Origin of the sequence: Endozoicomonas sp. ALB115 (assembly GCF_049310245.1) — a bacterium.
Lineage (GTDB): Bacteria > Pseudomonadota > Gammaproteobacteria > Pseudomonadales > Endozoicomonadaceae > Endozoicomonas.
In genome coordinates, this window is sequence record NZ_JBLYZG010000086.1 from 1 (window position 1) to 16,349 (window position 16,349).

General features: G+C 48.7%; 14 protein-coding genes, 5 tRNA genes and 1 pseudogene. 13 read left to right on the forward strand and 7 right to left on the reverse strand.

Annotation, left to right across the window (positions count from 1 at the left end; all coding sequences use genetic code 11):
- Positions 1-424: 424 nt before the first annotated feature.
- From ACO6VE_RS22290 to ACO6VE_RS22300, 3 genes are all read right to left on the reverse strand, one after another.
- Entirely contained in the window at positions 425-1,189 is a 765-nt protein-coding gene (locus ACO6VE_RS22290) for a MipA/OmpV family protein (RefSeq protein WP_422450261.1), read from the reverse strand.
- Positions 1,190-1,243: 54 nt separating this feature from the next.
- Positions 1,244-2,506, reverse strand: coding sequence for a sensor histidine kinase (locus ACO6VE_RS22295; RefSeq protein ID WP_422463518.1), 1,263 nt, complete (start codon positions 2,504-2,506; stop codon positions 1,244-1,246).
- 103 nt (positions 2,507-2,609) lie between these two features.
- Positions 2,610-3,302 (reverse strand): response regulator transcription factor, encoded by a 693-nt coding sequence (locus ACO6VE_RS22300; protein ID WP_422450263.1) that lies wholly within the window; start codon positions 3,300-3,302, stop codon positions 2,610-2,612.
- Positions 3,303-3,459: 157 nt separating this feature from the next.
- Here ACO6VE_RS22300 and ACO6VE_RS22305 point away from each other — a divergent pair, with 157 nt between their 5' ends.
- Complete coding sequence (locus tag ACO6VE_RS22305) at positions 3,460-4,716, forward strand: alpha/beta hydrolase (RefSeq protein WP_422463520.1); 1,257 nt, start codon at positions 3,460-3,462, stop codon at positions 4,714-4,716.
- 70 nt (positions 4,717-4,786) lie between these two features.
- On the opposite strand, the gene ACO6VE_RS22310 is transcribed toward ACO6VE_RS22305, so the two are convergent.
- From ACO6VE_RS22310 to ACO6VE_RS22320, 3 genes are all read right to left on the reverse strand, one after another.
- Positions 4,787-5,080, reverse strand: coding sequence for an accessory factor UbiK family protein (locus ACO6VE_RS22310; RefSeq protein WP_422463522.1), 294 nt, complete (start codon positions 5,078-5,080; stop codon positions 4,787-4,789).
- Between the two features lie 69 nt (positions 5,081-5,149).
- The gene (locus ACO6VE_RS22315) at positions 5,150-6,139 is read right to left on the reverse strand and encodes an MBL fold metallo-hydrolase (protein WP_422463524.1); all 990 of its coding nucleotides are present in this window, start codon (positions 6,137-6,139) and stop codon (positions 5,150-5,152) included.
- A gap of 32 nt (positions 6,140-6,171) precedes the next feature.
- A complete protein-coding gene (locus ACO6VE_RS22320; RefSeq protein ID WP_422463526.1) occupies positions 6,172-6,345 on the reverse strand; it encodes a hypothetical protein in 174 nt (57 codons plus the stop codon).
- A 762-nt stretch (positions 6,346-7,107) separates the two neighbouring features.
- Between ACO6VE_RS22320 and glnK the strand changes: the two genes are divergently transcribed.
- Both glnK and ACO6VE_RS22330 read left to right on the forward strand, forming a co-directional pair.
- Positions 7,108-7,446: a P-II family nitrogen regulator gene (gene glnK, locus ACO6VE_RS22325; RefSeq protein WP_101744935.1), complete on the forward strand. Its 339-nt coding sequence runs from the start codon at positions 7,108-7,110 to the stop codon at positions 7,444-7,446.
- Between the two features lie 140 nt (positions 7,447-7,586).
- On the forward strand, positions 7,587-8,837 hold the full coding sequence (locus ACO6VE_RS22330; protein ID WP_269675358.1) for an ammonium transporter: 1,251 nt from the start codon (positions 7,587-7,589) through the stop codon (positions 8,835-8,837).
- Positions 8,838-9,002: 165 nt separating this feature from the next.
- Here ACO6VE_RS22330 and ACO6VE_RS22335 read toward each other — a convergent pair whose 3' ends face one another.
- Positions 9,003-9,890: a hypothetical protein gene (locus ACO6VE_RS22335; protein WP_422450268.1), complete on the reverse strand. Its 888-nt coding sequence runs from the start codon at positions 9,888-9,890 to the stop codon at positions 9,003-9,005.
- A 210-nt stretch (positions 9,891-10,100) separates the two neighbouring features.
- Here ACO6VE_RS22335 and ACO6VE_RS22340 point away from each other — a divergent pair, with 210 nt between their 5' ends.
- From ACO6VE_RS22340 to ACO6VE_RS22385, 10 genes and pseudogenes are all read left to right on the forward strand, one after another.
- Positions 10,101-11,240, forward strand: coding sequence for a hypothetical protein (locus ACO6VE_RS22340; RefSeq protein ID WP_422450269.1), 1,140 nt, complete (start codon positions 10,101-10,103; stop codon positions 11,238-11,240).
- A gap of 7 nt (positions 11,241-11,247) precedes the next feature.
- The gene (locus tag ACO6VE_RS22345; RefSeq protein WP_422450270.1) at positions 11,248-11,805 is read left to right on the forward strand and encodes a hypothetical protein; all 558 of its coding nucleotides are present in this window, start codon (positions 11,248-11,250) and stop codon (positions 11,803-11,805) included.
- A gap of 129 nt (positions 11,806-11,934) precedes the next feature.
- Positions 11,935-12,531: pseudogene (locus ACO6VE_RS22350) on the forward strand (TDT family transporter); the annotation flags it as partial.
- A 120-nt stretch (positions 12,532-12,651) separates the two neighbouring features.
- Entirely contained in the window at positions 12,652-13,923 is a 1,272-nt protein-coding gene (locus ACO6VE_RS22355; protein ID WP_422463528.1) for a cation:proton antiporter, read from the forward strand.
- Positions 13,924-14,040: 117 nt separating this feature from the next.
- Positions 14,041-15,519, forward strand: coding sequence for a glutamate--tRNA ligase (gene gltX, locus ACO6VE_RS22360; protein ID WP_422463530.1), 1,479 nt, complete (start codon positions 14,041-14,043; stop codon positions 15,517-15,519).
- Between the two features lie 231 nt (positions 15,520-15,750).
- Positions 15,751-15,826, forward strand: a tRNA-Ala gene (locus tag ACO6VE_RS22365).
- A gap of 19 nt (positions 15,827-15,845) precedes the next feature.
- A tRNA-Glu gene (locus ACO6VE_RS22370) sits at positions 15,846-15,921 on the forward strand.
- 55 nt (positions 15,922-15,976) lie between these two features.
- Positions 15,977-16,052 (forward strand) — tRNA-Gly (locus ACO6VE_RS22375).
- A 35-nt stretch (positions 16,053-16,087) separates the two neighbouring features.
- Positions 16,088-16,163: transfer RNA gene (locus tag ACO6VE_RS22380), tRNA-Gly, on the forward strand.
- Between the two features lie 36 nt (positions 16,164-16,199).
- Positions 16,200-16,275: transfer RNA gene (locus ACO6VE_RS22385), tRNA-Gly, on the forward strand.
- The last annotated feature ends 74 nt before the right edge of the window (positions 16,276-16,349 follow it).

Consider the following 16,349-nt stretch of genomic DNA (forward strand, 5'->3'; position numbering starts at 1 on the left):
TGAACAAGGTTAACGTTTTGATGGGTGGAAAATCCCGTACCCTGCAGCTGGGGTAACAACTCTGAAAAGAGTTAAGGTCATCAGAGGTAATAATTGATGAAAATTCATCACTTCCAGTCTGTGCTAATTGGTGAAGGCAATCATCTGCGAGGTTCAGGAACTCTTGGCTACACTTGTTCATGGCTTGCTCGGAAGGGAAATATTGATGATGATGACTTTTTATAGTCGCTTCTTTCCGAGTAAGCCTTGAATTATCAAGGGATTAGGCATTAAGTCAGTGCCATTGGTATTAAGGCTTGGATGCACTAGTGCAGAAAAGCGTTAATACCCGTACACCCCGTTCATCCTGAGCTTGTCAAAGGATGGTGCCACCGTACTTCGACAAGCTCAGCACGAACGGTATGGGTATCAACGCTTAGATGCACTAGAACATGTAGGCAACACCTGCCATCACAGAGGTCTGGTTGCTTTTGTCGACCAGCTGACTGTCGGTAACACTGCTGCTGAAACGGGTGTACTCAGCACCACCGACCAAAAGCCAGCGGGAAGAAAGTTGATAAGTAGCCATCACTTCCAGACCCATATCCACTCCGGCGTCGGCTTTGTAGGTGGAGAGTAATGGATTATTACCGGCTTCTTTGCTGGAAATGCCGTAGTAGTAATCATTGTAACCACTGCTACGCCAGGTTGCGGACGCAGCCGTTTCAATGCTAAACCGATCAGTAATCTGGAACTCCCTGCCCAGTTCGAACCCGACACTGATATCGGACTTGGTGTCGTTAAGGACGGATGCCGTCAGTTCAGCCCACTGCATGTCGTATCCCAGAGTCAGACCGTATCCAATACCTGCTTTACGTTCATCCAGCCCTTTGAAAAGATCGTTATCTTTAACATTGTCTTGTTCAAAACCAGAGCCGACTCCCAGGCTGATCACCGGAGACAGGCTCCAGTTGTTCCCTTCAAGGAGCGTGTAACCCGCCTGTTCTCCACGCACCCAGAAATCACCATACTCAATGTGGGCAATGGGTTGAGGATTGGTTTCGCCATCCACACCTTTATAAATGCTGCTCTCATGGGAGGCACCCAGGCCCAGGATCATTTCCCAGTCATTTTCTGCGGCATGGGCAGTGCTGGCCAGTCCAAAAGTGGCCAGCAGACTGGCTGCAGTCGCAATTGATCGTACAGTCATTATTGTCATCCGTTGCTGTCAAAACTGGCAACGATGATAAGATCATGAGAGTGATCAGTTTGTGATTGCGTTGTGAACAGGTTGTGAAAACAGTATCTTGATGACGGCTCCTGATGGCGTGTCGGCCCCTTCGGGTTTTCGGTTGTTAATCTCCAGCCGCCAGTGTCGTGCCTGACAGATTCGTGCAACAATGCTCAATCCCAGCCCCAGACCACTGACGTGTGCTTTTTCCCAGGGTTTCAGTAAACGGGGAATGGCTTCATCTTTAAATCCTGGTCCAGAGTCTTGTATCCATAGCCTGCTGTCATTAGCAAAAATGGTCACTTCGCCAGAGTCTGTGTACTGGCAGGCGTTACGCACCAGGTTATCCAGCATAATACTGAATATGACCGGAGGCAAAGAGGCGGTGACCGAGGTCGGCACCTGATTATGCAGTGTGACGGGTTTGTGAGCTACCAGGTATTGATGCCGATCCAGGGATTGCTCTACCGTGGTGTGCAAGCTGATGGTTTGAGTTGCTTCACAGATCGACTCTTCACGACTGAGCTGAAGAAAACTCTCTATTAGATTTTTCATGTCTTCAGTGGCACGGGTTATTCGTTGCAATGGGCGCTGAATACCGGGGTTATCAATGACAGCAAGTTGCAGAATTTCGGAAGCCATAGCAATGTTAGTAATCGGTGTCCGCAATTCATGGCTGGCATCCCGGGTGAATTGTTTTTCCCGATCTATCATCCTGCTGATGCGCAGGAGCAGTTTATTAATGTATCGGGCTACCGCGCCCACTTCATCGTGGTAATAGTCGCCTGCCAGCTGTTGTTCACTGGAGAAATCCAGGGTATCCAGATCCTGTTTCAGCCGGGTCAATGGCGCAATCACGAAGTGGCTGACCTGCAAGCCAGTTATCCATGCCAGACCCAGCATAACCAGACTGCAAACAACAATAGAGAGTGCTATTTTCCAGGGAGTGTCGCTTTGGCCCCGGTCAAACTGGCTGATATCGATTAAGTAATAAAAAAATGTGTCTGATCCATAACTCTGGGGTAGAGGAGACCGAACGATCTGAAAAACCTTTTGATCGTGGGTGTATTCAAAAATCTCAAAGCCTTGCTGACTGGTATCAACATAGACATCAATGTATGGGGAGTCAGAAAGTGATTCCGTTGTTAAAGCGTCATGGCCCAGGTAAGCCAGTAACTGCGAGTCATTGCCGACCTTCCAGGTGCCCACTGTGTTCAGGCGTTTTAATACCTCGAAATGATCCAGGTAAAGAGAACGGTACTGCTCTGCTTCATTGGCTATCTGCCAGTTAAACATGGTGTCTTCCCCTGTTTCAAAGGCGACGAACAGAAACAGACTGAAGATGACGTTGGCTATCAACCCGAATATAAGACAGGCTGCCAGTATTCGGAACCGAAGGCTATTGACCAGTTTCATCATCACCTTCCTGTTGAGCCATCCGAAAGCCCCAGCCCGGAACGGTTTGAATCAGGGGTTGCCCAAAGGGTTTATCAATTTTTTGACGAAGTTTATAGATGTGGCTGCGCAGGGAGTCACTGTCGGGCAGTTCATCTCCCCAAAGCTGATACTCCAGAGTTTTGCGGGAAACTGCTGCTGGATAGTGCTCCATGAGTACTCTTAATAGCTTGAAGTTATTAGGAGAGAGCTGAATTTTTTCCCCCTGTCGATGAACCTCCTGAGTATCAATATTTACTGTCAGGTCAGATAGATTGAGCGTGGAGGAATGAGTGCTTAAACGTCGGCTAATCGCTTCCAGGCGGGCGTAGAGCTCTTTCAGTTCAAAAGGTTTCACCAGATAGTCATCGGCTCCGGAGGCGAAACCCGCCAGTTTGTCCTCCAGTGTATCCCGGGCGGTCAGAAAAATGACCGGAGTTTTATCTTTCCGGTGCCCTCTGAGAACCTGGCATAGCTCCAGACCATCCATGTTTGGCATGGCGATATCAAAGATGTACAGATCATATTCATGGCTGGTCGCAAGGTTAAGGCCGGACATGCCATCATAGGCGTAGTCGCACTGATGACCTTTGAATTCAAGATAGTCGGCAATACTGGCGGTGATATCAGCATTGTCTTCAACGATTAATATACGCATGGCTTAACGGATAACATGGCTTAACGGAAAAAAAAGAGAAGGCTCTGGATATCATGTGGCCTGTGAACATTTTGTGAAGCTTACTACTTCACGACTTGTTCACAAAAGTACTTATAAGGTTGAGCGGAAATCATGGTAAACAATGCAGGTTAATAAAATGAAAAGGACTCAAAGGCTGTTGCTGTTAACTCCTTTGTTTGCAGCATTAGCTGCATGCACGGGGGGCATTCAACCCACGGCGTTACAGAATAAGGCATCAGACACTAATCTTCAGCAGCACGAAGAGTTTCGTGGCGGTGAAGTCGAGTCAAGTGATCAGGAGCACTGGTATCGTGAACTGAGGCTGTCGGACTGGAAAGCGCTCGGGGTTACCGGGAGTGACTTTGAGGCCGTACTGCCACGGATCAATAGCAGTGGTCCACTGCGGGACTCTATAACGGTATATGGCCCCGGTCAATGGACTTACGAATGGACCCGGCATGCAGAGAAAGTAGCGTCTCAACAGCCACCTTCAGCTCAGACTGCCGCTCTTTTACAACGAGTATCCGGACTCTATTTAACCGCCTCTTATCCGAACCTTCTCAGCGATCATGAGCAGGCGGCATTGAGAAATGCCGTTGATTATTACGTGAAAGCAGGGCTGAAAATGGGGCAGCGCATCGCCATCATTGATATGCCTCTGTCGCAGGGCGGCAGTATCAAAGGGCTTTTGCATTTACCCAGACAGCTGGCAGAAAACGACAAAAAACTGCCTGTTGTTCTCTGGACCGGAGGCGTAGACAAAACTCTGGTTGAGCACTTTCAGAGTGCTAAAAAATATACAGACACCGGTTATGCGGTCATTACATTTGATATTCCCGGAGGTGGCCTGAACAGGGCATTAAAAGTTTCTCCGGGTACAGAAGCTGAGGCACATAATGCCGCTTTGGCTTACGTGAACAACTCAACGCTTCTGAATGAAAAACGGGTGGCGGCATTGTCATCTTCCGGGGGTGGTCTGAGTTTAATGGAGTTCACTGTTGCTACCCCTGAACTTAAGGCTGTGGTCGCACGTTGTGCGCTGGTAGATGGTGTTTTGACTCAACCTGAAAAGTTGCAATATTTGCCGGCAATGAGTGTCGATTCCTTTTTTGCACGTCAGGGGCTGACTTATAAAGGGCTTGAAAATCCGGGGCGGTATACCATTCCATTGTCACTGAAAACCAAGGGCTACTTTGATGGTAAACCCCACACCAGTGTACCGTTGCTGGTGATTAATACCAAAGATGACCCGGTAGCTTCGCCGAAAGATATGAGAGCGACGGCGGCAATGTCTTCTGATAGTGAAATAGCATTCTTCGGTGAAGCGGGTCACTGCCCGGAAGGTGCAGAAGCGGAAAATAAAATATACCGTTTTATTACTGAAAGGATCTGACAAAGTTATTTCAGGGTAGTTCACAAGTTGGCGCCTGTCTTAAGCCGCAGGCGCAGAGGCTGGAGAGTGATTAATGGTCAGCGCTTTGCTGGTTATCGTTGCTGCTGTCTTCCGGGACTTCTTGTTCTGCTTTAAATGCTTCCATCTCTTTTTCCAGCGCTTCAAGGCGCTCTCGGGTGTGCCTCAGAACAGCAACCTGGGTATCAAACTCATCACGGGTGACCAGCTCCAGTTTTGACAGGGCACTGCCCACCAGTGCCTTGATATTTTTTTCGATATCTTCCCGGGTCTGGCTTTTGTCACCGTTAAAGAGTTCACCGGCTTTGGCGGCGATGGTATTAATCAGGGCGGCTTTATCGATCATGGTTATCGCTTGGCTGATGGTCAGAAAAGAGAAGGATACCGCAATAACAGCAAGGTAACGATCCGGAACTTATAATTGCTCAAATAAAGCCGTAATCTTTCCGGGTTTGATCACAATAAAATCGTTATCGGCAACGCCATGCTGCTGTTTGGCGAGCTGCAGATCTTCCGGTGGTTGCAACATCGGCTCATTGGTTAGCATAAAGCTGCCCCAGTGCATCGCCAGCGACAGGCGTGAGCCAACATCGTTGTGGATATGCACGGCTTCTTCCGGATTGACATGGATCTCTTTCATAAACCAGCGTGGCTCGTAGGCACCAATCGGCACCATGGCCATATCCATGTAGCCGAAGTGCTCACCAATGGCTTTAAAATCTGAACTGTAGCCAGTATCCCCGGCAAAATAAAAGCGTTTACCCGGTTCAGCTGCTTCAGTCGCCGCTTCAAATACCCAGCCACACCAGAGCGTTCGATCCGGAAATATTGAACGGCCACTGAAGTGCTGACAAGGTACTGCCGTGTATGTCCAGCCGCGATGGGTATGGGATTCCCACCAGTCCAGCTCGACCCAGTTAGCTATACCATGTTTGCTGAACCATTGGCCTAAGCCCAGGGGCAGCATAAACAGGGGTGGATTGTCTTTTTGTTTTTTCTGAATGGCTAATACTGAGTTTCGATCAAGATGGTCGTAATGGTCGTGAGAAATCACCACCACATCCACGTGGGGTAAGGCAGCAATATCGATCGCTGGTGGAGAGTAGCGCCTGGGGCCAGCCCACTGTACAGGAGACGCTCGTTCAGAAAAGTGTGGGTCGGTAATGATATTCATCCCCTGGTGGCGAATTAAAAAGGTCGCATGACCAATCCAGCTGGTCAGGGATTTATCTGAATTCTCAAAGACCGAATAATCATCGTCTACCACCGGAATAGAAACTTTCTCCGGCAGTGCCTCGGTGATTTTCCATTTCAAGATGTTCCATAACGAGCGATGATGCATTTGCATAGCATCGTTATTGCGAAAGCCGCCATTCGGCAGATGATGTTTTTTTGAGCGATTCACCGCAGCTACCCTATCTTATTTTGTTAATCAATTTAGCGCGGAGCAACACCTCGGACAAATTTAGGTATCGCCGCACGGCCATAACTCTGTTTGCTGACAATGTTTAAATCGTCGTCAAATACAAAATAGTCCATGACCTCATCCAGGCGCTGATTGGAAAACGCATCGTTAAAGGTGTGCAATACATTGCGTATATCATTTGCCATCGGTATTTTTCCCTGCCTTATTATTTGCCAGTAGGATTTATCACATGCCGCCGGTGAGGTAAAGGCGCTCTATTGTCGCCCCGCGCTGAACAGACGTTTTGGGAGAGATAGGCTCACCCCAATAACCAAAAAGCGGGGGAGGGAATGCCATGAAAAATGTGACGATCACCGGCGGCGGCAGTGGTTTTTCTCAGGGACGATCAGCTATTGCCACTATATTAAACGACAATAGTCAGGTATCGGTTGGTGAGTTTCTTTAGTGATAACATGGCCAGGCCTCGCAACTACACCTACTGAGGGCGGCCATGACCAGTATGGCACTGTAGGTATTCGCGCTTTTCTGTACTGATATTACAATCGACTCAGCTGCTCTGTGATGAGGCATCAAGTCTGGGTAGTTGTAGGATTTTTTGATGAATGCACTGCTTTGGTGCGCTTTTTTGGGTGGGGGATTAGGTTTTAGTGCATCAAATGGGTGCGTATCCGATTTCGCCGCTCATTTGAGTCCATGAAACCTTCAACCATGCCCATTTATGGGGATAGATAAAAACTGGCACAGAGCCTGCTTAGACAGGAGTAACCATTTAACCAGTGCCGGGCGGGATGCCTGAAATCAAGACTGGCAGGGTTGGTTTTTCCTTTTACAGGCCGGGAAATAAAACAGACGGTTGTAACACAAAGGGAAAAGCGTAGACTTTGGAAGCTATCGCATCCAGGTCACCCCTCCCGGATGAATATTAAGTAGAGCCAGGAGAATAATGCATGAAGTTAGTATCAGCCATTATCAAGCCGTTCAAGCTTGATGACGTGCGGGAAGCGCTTTCTGATATCGGCGTTCAGGGTATTACTGTGACAGAGGTCAAGGGCTTTGGTCGCCAGAAAGGCCATACCGAACTGTATCGCGGTGCAGAGTATGTTGTGGACTTTCTGCCAAAGGTAAAGATTGAAGTGGCTATCTCGGATGATCTGCTGGATCAGGTGATTGAAGCAGTGTCCAATGCCGCCAATACCGGCAAAATCGGTGACGGAAAAATATTCGTGACCTCTCTGGAGCAGGCTATTCGGATCCGTACCGGAGAGACTGGCATCGACGCTATTTAAGTGCCAGTCAAAGGCATGACTCATCAGCAGCCACTGATGACATCGCCGAGCAGTATCAGTGATATACAGCTTTGAGCTAAATACAGCCCTGGGCTGAAAAGAAAGATAAAAAAGATGTGAATTTTACTGGGAGGGGTCCCGTGGAAGATATAACTCAGCTGTCGTATGCGCTCGACACTTTTTATTTCCTGATGTGTGGTGCACTGGTCATGTGGATGGCCGCTGGTTTTGCCATGCTGGAAGCCGGTCTGGTGCGCTCCAAGAACACCGTTGAAATTCTGACCAAGAACATTGCCCTGTTTGCCATTGCCTGCACCATGTACTTGCTCTGTGGTTATCAGATCATGTATCCGGGGGCTAACGAAGGCGGCATCATGCCTCTGTTCGGTACGCTGCTGGGCACTGAGAACAGCGTCGAGTCGGTGCTGGGTGGTGGTGAAGATGCACCTTACTACTCTCTGCGTTCTGACTTCTTCTTCCAGGTGGTCTTCGTAGCTACTGCCATGTCCATCGTTTCCGGTGCCGTTGCTGAGCGCATGAAACTGTGGGCCTTCCTGCTGTTTGCGGTCTTTATGACGGGCTTCATCTATCCGGTACAGGGTTTCTGGAAATGGGGCGGTGGCTTCCTGAACGAAGCTGGCTTCCAGGATTTTGCCGGTTCCGGCGTGGTGCACATGGCGGGTGCTTCTGCTGCCCTGGCGGGTGTGCTGCTGCTGGGTGCCCGTAAAGGCAAGTACGCATCTAACGGTTCCGTTAATGCCATGCCTGGCGCTAACCTGCCACTGGCTACTCTGGGTACCTTTATCCTGTGGCTGGGCTGGTTCGGTTTCAACGGCGGCTCTCAGCTGAAGATTGCTGATGTTGAAAATGCCAACGCTGTTGCCCAGATTTTTGTCAACACCAATGCTGGTGCCGCCGGTGGTGTTATTGCTGCCCTGATCGTTGCCAGACTGTTGTTTGGTAAGGCTGACCTGACCATGGCTCTGAACGGTGCCCTGGCGGGTCTGGTTGCCATTACCGCAGAGCCGCTGACGCCAACTGCCCTGGGTGCAACGCTGATCGGTGCTGTTGGTGGTGCACTGGTTGTCTTCTCTATCCTGGCGCTGGACAAACTGCGTATTGATGATCCGGTGGGAGCCATCTCTGTCCACGGTGTTGTGGGTATCTGGGGTCTGCTGGCGGTACCTCTGACCAACAGCGACGCTAGCCTGGGTGCTCAGCTGTTGGGTATTGGCAGCATCTTCGCCTGGGTGTTCGGTGCTTCCCTGGTTGTCTGGGGTGTGATCAAGGTAATCATGGGACTGCGTATCTCCGAAGAAGAAGAGTACGAGGGTGCTGACCTTACTGAGTGTGGTATGGAAGCGTATCCGGAGTTTACTAGCAAGTCTTGAGGCATGTAAAAGCTGACATTGAACAACTACGTAGATGTCGCTACAACCATATCGTGGTAGTAGCGACAGTTGACAAAATCGTTGACAAAAAAGACCCCGGCATCAATACACTTTGTATTGTCTCGCCGGGGTCTTTTTTATATAACTTTGGGCTATACCTTTGGGCTATGGCAGTTTCAGATCCAGATCCTTTGCAACACCACTTTGCAAATAGGATTTCAACTCTTGATAGTGGGGCTGAATCTCCGGGCTGTTGAGTTCTCCCAGCCAGAATGTCCAGTTCATTTTTTTCTCACTGCCATCTATAGCCTGGACTGCTCTGAGACCAAAATAGAGCGGTTGGCTGTCCTTGTCTGCATCAGTGCCGGTCATGATGTAAGAAGCTCCTACTAAATTATCGGGCATACTTTGATGTGACAATGGGAGATCTTTCAGGCATTTGTTCTGTTCGTTGGCCATTTCTCCCTGATAAATTGCCTGCTGTTTGGTGTCTCTGATCTGCATACCGCTCTCAGGGTAGGCTATGTAGAGGGTCACTTTTTCAGGGTCTGATTTGGCCAGGTTTCTAACGGTGACAGTTCTGTCGCTAATGGTTTTCGCCCGTGCACTGTCACCTTGCATATGTATGGACATGGCTTCAGGGGGGGCTGTATTCTCGGGAGAAACCAGCGGGGTTGCAGGGGCTTTCGTATGAAATAACACCATCACCCTGGTGACGGTTCTTTCTTCAATTAGCTTTGAGAGTGTCTGTTCGAAAATGGTTTGCATGCCTACGCCAATGGGGCGTAATGTTTTGTCAAAATCTGAAAGTTCAATTACTTTAACTTTTGAAACCTCTTGAAAGCGCTTTAATATTTCTGACTTGATTGTATCGTCACTCTCGTCTGAATCGGAGACTGGCTTATAAGCTCCATGTTGGAGTTTAAAGCCGGATTGCAAACTGAGTTGAACGTGGGGAATCACTTTTTTAAACCTCTCGCCGTGAGTGCAGCCGGTCAAAACAAAGACAAGTGTATTGAGGATCAATGCTTTTAGAGCATTAGAAAGTTTCATGTTTTGTCGTGCAGGCTGATTTTTGTTGGACTGGAGTTGTAAAGGTAGAACAGGATTTGGATATTTCAATCTTTGGTTAACTACTTACGCCTGGACATGCTGAAAACTTGAAAAAACACAGCTTTATTTAAAATATGAAATTAAGCAGGAACCTATCTGGATTTTTGTGGTCTGCACTGATCCGAGTTTAAGAAATGTAAGGTTATGCTTATGATTTCTCCCTCCTCTTCTCCTGTTACTGGAGCTGATCAATCACCGTCTTATGAAGAATCAATGACACAAAATGCTGTATTGGGGAATCACGATGTTCAATCTGCTTCCGCTGATGCAACAGTAAGTTTAAGGTATCAAGCTACAGTTCCGGTTCTGCCGGAAACTTCCCAAAAGGCAAATGTTGACACGCATAAAGTCAGTGCCGTTTCAGTCTGTAGTGGAAGTACACACAAATCCCCGGGAAAGCCTGATAACTCAGCCTCTGAGCTTCCCTCCGGGGAATCAGCAGACACACTGGTTTCCACTTTTATTGCAAACAATCCAACAATAGCATATTGCCTTCGTAACCCAGAGTTTCATAAGGCTGCGGTTACAATGTTAGCTTTGTATTCCCTGCATTCTAAACCTCAGTCTGATGATGATTCGCAAGAACCAAAAAGTAAGTCAAAAAAGGCTTTATGTGAACTTGTTATGAATAATATTGAGTGTTTCAATATAATATTTCCTTATATAGCGGTTCCCGGCTGCGGTCGTTTAGATCCTGTAAGATTTCTGGGGGTTATGCTCTCTCTATGTGAAAGCGCTTATCAAGATGCTTTTCCAAAAACAGTTATCAGCATTGGCTCGGGGCAAGCATTTCTTGAAAAATGTTTTGATTCGATGGGAGGAGTCGGCGTGAAATGCTACGACCGTGAACCGCTAACCAGGTTTTTACCTGTTGAACAAGCTGAGTTCCCAAAAGATATTAACAAGTGCCTGCCTGATGATTGCAGTAGTTGTTTATTGGTTTCAGGATATCCCCAAGGGTATTTAGGCCCTGTGCTCACGGAATTTATCCGACGGGGAGGGGAGATGCTCTGCACCACTGTTGAGGGTGGTTTGTTTAGTGATATGCATGAAGGATATGAAGATAATCCCAAGGTTCTCAGGGATGGGATTAAAAAGTTAAGGAAGAAGAATGGAGCGTTCTTTGAGGTTCAATTAACGGATTACACTCTGATGGGGCCTGCGTCATTTATCCAGTTTTACAACTGGCCATCAAGCGTTAAGCAGCTAATGTTTGATTCCAGGATTTTGAATGGTTTGTGTTCCGATATCGAATTTCCTCGATTCCTGACATCACGTTCACGTAGATAAAATGATTATGCAAAATGTCACTGCTGTAACTATAACGCAATCCACAGGTTATGCTACCCCTTCGGGTGCGGGTGATCATTTGTTATCCCCCGCCCTTGCTGCACTTGGCGCTGTGCGTCCGACACCTGGCCTGGATCCGCCAGAACAAACGATTTCTACAAATGGCATTGAATCGATAACAGACAGAAATGTGGAATTAGTACAGGGCCCTCTCCGTAATGAAATCAACGGAGCTTTTCGAGGCGTTGCCAGCACTGACGCAGCGGGTACTTCATCCGTAGATATAGATTCAGAAAGGGCCTTGATAATGAAGATGAAGAATGTAATAACGAAATCTGTTGGAGTTCTGACTTATAGGAATGTACACGTGTGCGGTGTCGCAGCGAAGGGCAGCACCAGGGGCCAACTTCAGTTGAAACTTATGGCTAATCACGATTGCAGCCAGGAGGTGAGGCAGCAATTGCTCACCGACGTGGAATTCTACCTGCAGAATAATGTTCCGCAGTGGTTGCGCGATGAGTTTACACTGGTGATTGAATACGGCGGGCCTATAGAAGCTCTGTAGGCAGGCTTTTCTCATAGCGCCGGGTCGTCGGGGATTTTCGGTAATTCTGGATGGACCCGGTTTCGCTAGTGAGATATCAATAAAACTTAATCTCACTATCCATAAGTTTGATTTTTCTTATTCGCTGTTGGGTTATATCTTTATTCCAACTATTTCCATTTGCACCAAATGGTTCCAAGCTGGTTTGTGCCGCCCGTTGGCATTATTGTCGCGGCAGTGACCAGCAAGGGTATGGGGCATGAGAAACTTGTCTTTACGTTGTTTGTTTTTGGACTATGCTGCTACTTCATAAAGCTGCCAGTGATGTTGTATCGTTTGACTTTCAGAGAGAAAATTCCTGATGCTGCACTGCCCACATTTGCCATTATGGCGGCACCGGCGAGTCTTTCTCTGGCGGGCTACCTGTCCATAACTGACCAGCCGAATTACTTACTGGTTGCGGTCCTGCTGCCATTGGCTATTTTTATGACGAGTCTGGTCTATGTTGCGTTTGTTCGCTTACTGCGCCTGCCGTTTTCGCCAGGATATGCTGCTTTCACATTTCCAATGGTAATTGGGGCTACAGCGTTGTTTAAGCTGGCAGATATACTTCATCAACAGGGCTATCAAACAGTTTGTGATGTTATTAACAATCTGGCCGGTTTTGAACTTTTGGTGGCGACGGGGATCGTACTTTATGTTGCCCTCCGCTATCTCTGGTATTACTTCTCACCTCGCCATCCCTGATGTATGTCGAGATATGGACTGACCGGTCAATATGGCCACGGGTAAATTGTACCCTTGGCCTGAAATGCCGAGCTTATGATCCCTCTTCATTTCGGCATTTATTTATTAACGGAACAGGAAATGTCGGTAACACACTCTGGCGCTGGTCTCGCCATCCCTATGCTGATCTTTTGCGGCCTGTTTTTACTGGCGGCCATTTCGGCAATCCTGCTTAAAAAGCTGCGTTTTCCCTATACCATTGGGCTGGTTGTGATCGGTATGGCCCTGGGGATGGCGGCTGAATATTCTGAAATACTGGCACCTCTACTCCGTCTTTCCCTGACTCATGACCTGATTATGTACGTTTTGCTCCCCGTACTGGTGTTTGAGGCGGCCATCAATATAAAGTTTTCCGCCCTGATGAAAGAGCTGGTGCCTGTATTGATGCTGGCCATTGTGGGAGTGATTTTGTCTACCCTGGTTCTCGGTGTGATTCTGGGTGAGTTGACGCCTTTGACGCTGGCGAGCGCGCTGCTGTTTGGTGCGCTGATTTCGGCAACGGATCCAGTGGCCGTGATTGCGCTGTTTAAAGAGGTGAAAGCGCCTGAACGGATGTCTCTGCTGATGGATGCAGAGAGTTTGTTTAACGATGCAACCGCGATCGTTATGTTTGGCATTGTGCTCTCGATTATCCAATCGGGAACAGGGCTGTCTGGTAGCACGGCTTTTGCTGCCTTTGTCGAGTTCTTAAGGGTTTTCTTTGGCGGGATTTTTGTGGGTGCGGCCATGGGGGCAGCCATGCTGGTGCTGCTCAGGTTGTCCCGGGGGATGCCTTATGTGCATATTGCTCTGACAACTATCCTGGCTTTTACCAGCTTTATTATTGCTGACCATGTCTTTGAAACGTCCGGTGTCATGTCGGTTATCGCTGCCGGGATTGTCACTCGCAGCTACGGCCGTCGGGCCATGGCTGACTTTATGACATTGCGTCACCTGGATCCTTACTGGGAGTTTATGGCATTTGTAGCCAATAGCTTTATTTTCCTGCTGTTAGGGTTAAGTGAGGACTTCCTGCTGCGGAGTATTGAGCGGCTCGGTATGATCTACCCCACGTTAATCATTGCTATTGTCGCCGTTCTTACGGCGCGCTTTCTGGTGGTATATCTGTTGCTGCCCGTCAGTAACCTGATGCCATTGAGTAATAAAGTGGACAGCAATTCAATGAAGGTGATGTTCTGGGGCGGATTGAGAGGGGCTGTGCCTGTTGCCCTGATGCTATCGATCCCGGACTCCATGCCTGAAAAGCGCATGATCATAGAAATGACGCTGGCCGTTATTCTTTTCTCACTGTTGATTCAGGGTACTACCATTGGCTGGTTGATGTCCCGTTTAGGGATAAAAAGGGAAGCCTGAAGCCACTGAATTCAATCAATATTTGGGTGCTGTTGGCTCTCAGCCTTATAATACCTGTTTTGGCATTCTGTCAGCCTGCGCTCATTGGGGCTCGGGCGTTATTGAGAAAGCAATTCCATGACTGTACGCACCCGTATTGCACCTTCCCCTACCGGCGATCCTCATGTCGGTACTGCCTATATCGCCCTGTTTAATCTGGCGTTTGCCAAGAGTCAGGGCGGCCAGTTCCTGCTTCGTATAGAAGATACGGATCAAACCAGAAGTACCCCTGAATCCGAGCAACAGATTCTCGACTCGCTGCGCTGGCTTGGTTTGAATTGGGATGAGGGGCCTGATGTTGGCGGCCCACACGGCCCTTATCGGCAGAGTGAGCGCCGGGAAATCTACGCTGATCATGCTCAAATCCTGTTGGATAAAGGGCATGCGTTCCGTTGCTTCTGCTCATCAGAGCGTCTTGATGCCCTGCGTGCAGAACAAACGGCGAACAAGCAGACACCCGGGTACGATGGTCACTGCCTGCATCTTTCTGAACACGACGTTCAGGTCAGGCTGAATGCGGGCGAGCCTCACGTTGTCCGGATGAAAGTGCCTGAGAGTGGCGTCTGCACAGTGGATGATATGCTCCGTGGTACCATCGAGATTGACTGGTCCCAGGTGGATATGCAGGTGCTGGTGAAAGCCGATGGCATGCCAACCTATCACCTGGCCAACGTTGTTGATGACCACCTGATGGAAATCACGCATGTTATTCGTGGTGAGGAGTGGATCAACTCTGCGCCCAAGCATCAGTTGTTGTACCAATACTTTGGCTGGCAGATGCCTGTGCTCTGTCATATGCCGTTGTTGCGAAACCCTGATAAGAGCAAGTTGTCCAAGCGCAAGAACCCAACCTGTATTACTTACTATCGTGATATGGGGTATCTGCCGGAAGCACTGTTGAACTACCTGGGTCGTATGGGCTGGTCCATGCCAGATGAGCGGGAAAAGTTCAGCCTGGAAGAGATGCTGGCGGATTTTGATCTCAAAAGGGTCTCACTGGGTGGCCCGATTTTTGACCAGGAAAAACTGTCCTGGTTGAATGCCAGCTGGATTCGCGAAAACCTGACCACAGCGCAATTTGCTGATCGCCTGCATCACTGGTTACTGAACCGTGACTACCTGATGAAGTTTCTGCCAATGGCGAAAGAGCGGGTTGAGCGTCTCAGCGATTTTGCTCCTATTGCTGCCTTTATGTTCTCAGGTATGCTGAATCTGTCGCCTGAAGACTTTGCCCATAAAAAGCTGGAAGCGGGTGATGTTAAGAAGGTGTTGCAGTTCACGCTCTGGAAGCTTGAACAGCTGCGCCAGTGGCAGCGTGATCAGATTTTCGCGGAACTTAAAGGGCTTTCCAAAGCGATGGACATTAAGCTGGGTGATTTTAATCATCCTGTCTTTGTTGCTATTGCCGGTACGCCAAACTCCTGGTCTGTTATGGAGTCCATGGAGATCCTGGGCCCGGATATGACGCGTGCACGCCTGCGTCATGCTGTTGAGGTGTTGGGTGGCGTTTCCAAAAAAGAAGCGAAACGTCTGGAAAAAGAGTTTGCAGCGCTTTAACCCGACGGCTTCTTTGGGCTAAGGCCGGTTGTCTACCGGCCTGTTCTATAGATGCATATATAACTGCACTATTATTTGATCATAATTTTTATAAGCGACGCTTGACAGGATAGGGGGGCATCCATATCATTCGCCCTGCGTTTCGGGGGTGGCAAAACAAAGCTTCCTTCGAAAGGTGCTAAAGCAAAAGCAGTTGTTGAATACGCTAAGTATTGTTGCTGCGAAGGTTTTGGGGCTATAGCTCAGCTGGGAGAGCGCAACACTGGCAGTGTTGAGGTCAGCGGTTCGATCCCGCTTAGCTCCACCAAACATCGTTCGATGTTTGCGTCCCCTTCGTCTAGTGGCCTAGGACACCGCCCTTTCACGGCGGTAACAGGGGTTCGAGTCCCCTAGGGGACGCCACTTAATTCTCTTGACCAGAGAGCAGGATTTGAAGAATCCTTAACATGTCTTCATTGCGGGAATAGCTCAGTTGGTAGAGCGCAACCTTGCCAAGGTTGAGGTCGCGAGTTCGAACCTCGTTTCCCGCTCCAGATTAAGACTTGAAGCTGTCTTAAAATGTTTCACTGCGGGAATAGCTCAGTTGGTAGAGCGCAACCTTGCCAAGGTTGAGGTCGCGAGTTCGAACCTCGTTTCCCGCTCCAGATTCAGACTTGAAGCTGTCTTTAAAATGTTTCACTGCGGGAATAGCTCAGTTGGTAGAGCGCAACCTTGCCAAGGTTGAGGTCGCGAGTTCGAGCCTCGTTTCCCGCTCCAAATCTAGAGTTCAAGTGGCTTGATGTTGCTTGGATCAGAAGGATTGCGTCCCCTTCGTCTAGTGGCCTAGGACA

Coding starts and splice junctions, on each gene's coding strand:
- ACO6VE_RS22290 (WP_422450261.1), bottom strand. CDS start 1,189: ATGACTGTACGATCAATTGCGACTGCAGCCAGTCTGCTGGCCACTTTT.
- ACO6VE_RS22295 (WP_422463518.1), bottom strand. CDS start 2,506: ATGTTTAACTGGCAGATAGCCAATGAAGCAGAGCAGTACCGTTCTCTT.
- ACO6VE_RS22300 (WP_422450263.1), bottom strand. CDS start 3,302: ATGCGTATATTAATCGTTGAAGACAATGCTGATATCACCGCCAGTATT.
- ACO6VE_RS22305 (WP_422463520.1), top strand. CDS start 3,460: ATGAAAAGGACTCAAAGGCTGTTGCTGTTAACTCCTTTGTTTGCAGCA.
- ACO6VE_RS22310 (WP_422463522.1), bottom strand. CDS start 5,080: ATGATCGATAAAGCCGCCCTGATTAATACCATCGCCGCCAAAGCCGGT.
- ACO6VE_RS22320 (WP_422463526.1), bottom strand. CDS start 6,345: ATGGCAAATGATATACGCAATGTATTGCACACCTTTAACGATGCGTTT.
- glnK (WP_101744935.1), top strand. CDS start 7,108: ATGAAGTTAGTATCAGCCATTATCAAGCCGTTCAAGCTTGATGACGTG.
- ACO6VE_RS22335 (WP_422450268.1), bottom strand. CDS start 9,890: ATGAAACTTTCTAATGCTCTAAAAGCATTGATCCTCAATACACTTGTC.
- ACO6VE_RS22340 (WP_422450269.1), top strand. CDS start 10,101: ATGATTTCTCCCTCCTCTTCTCCTGTTACTGGAGCTGATCAATCACCG.
- ACO6VE_RS22345 (WP_422450270.1), top strand. CDS start 11,248: ATGCAAAATGTCACTGCTGTAACTATAACGCAATCCACAGGTTATGCT.
- ACO6VE_RS22355 (WP_422463528.1), top strand. CDS start 12,652: ATGTCGGTAACACACTCTGGCGCTGGTCTCGCCATCCCTATGCTGATC.
- gltX (WP_422463530.1), top strand. CDS start 14,041: ATGACTGTACGCACCCGTATTGCACCTTCCCCTACCGGCGATCCTCAT.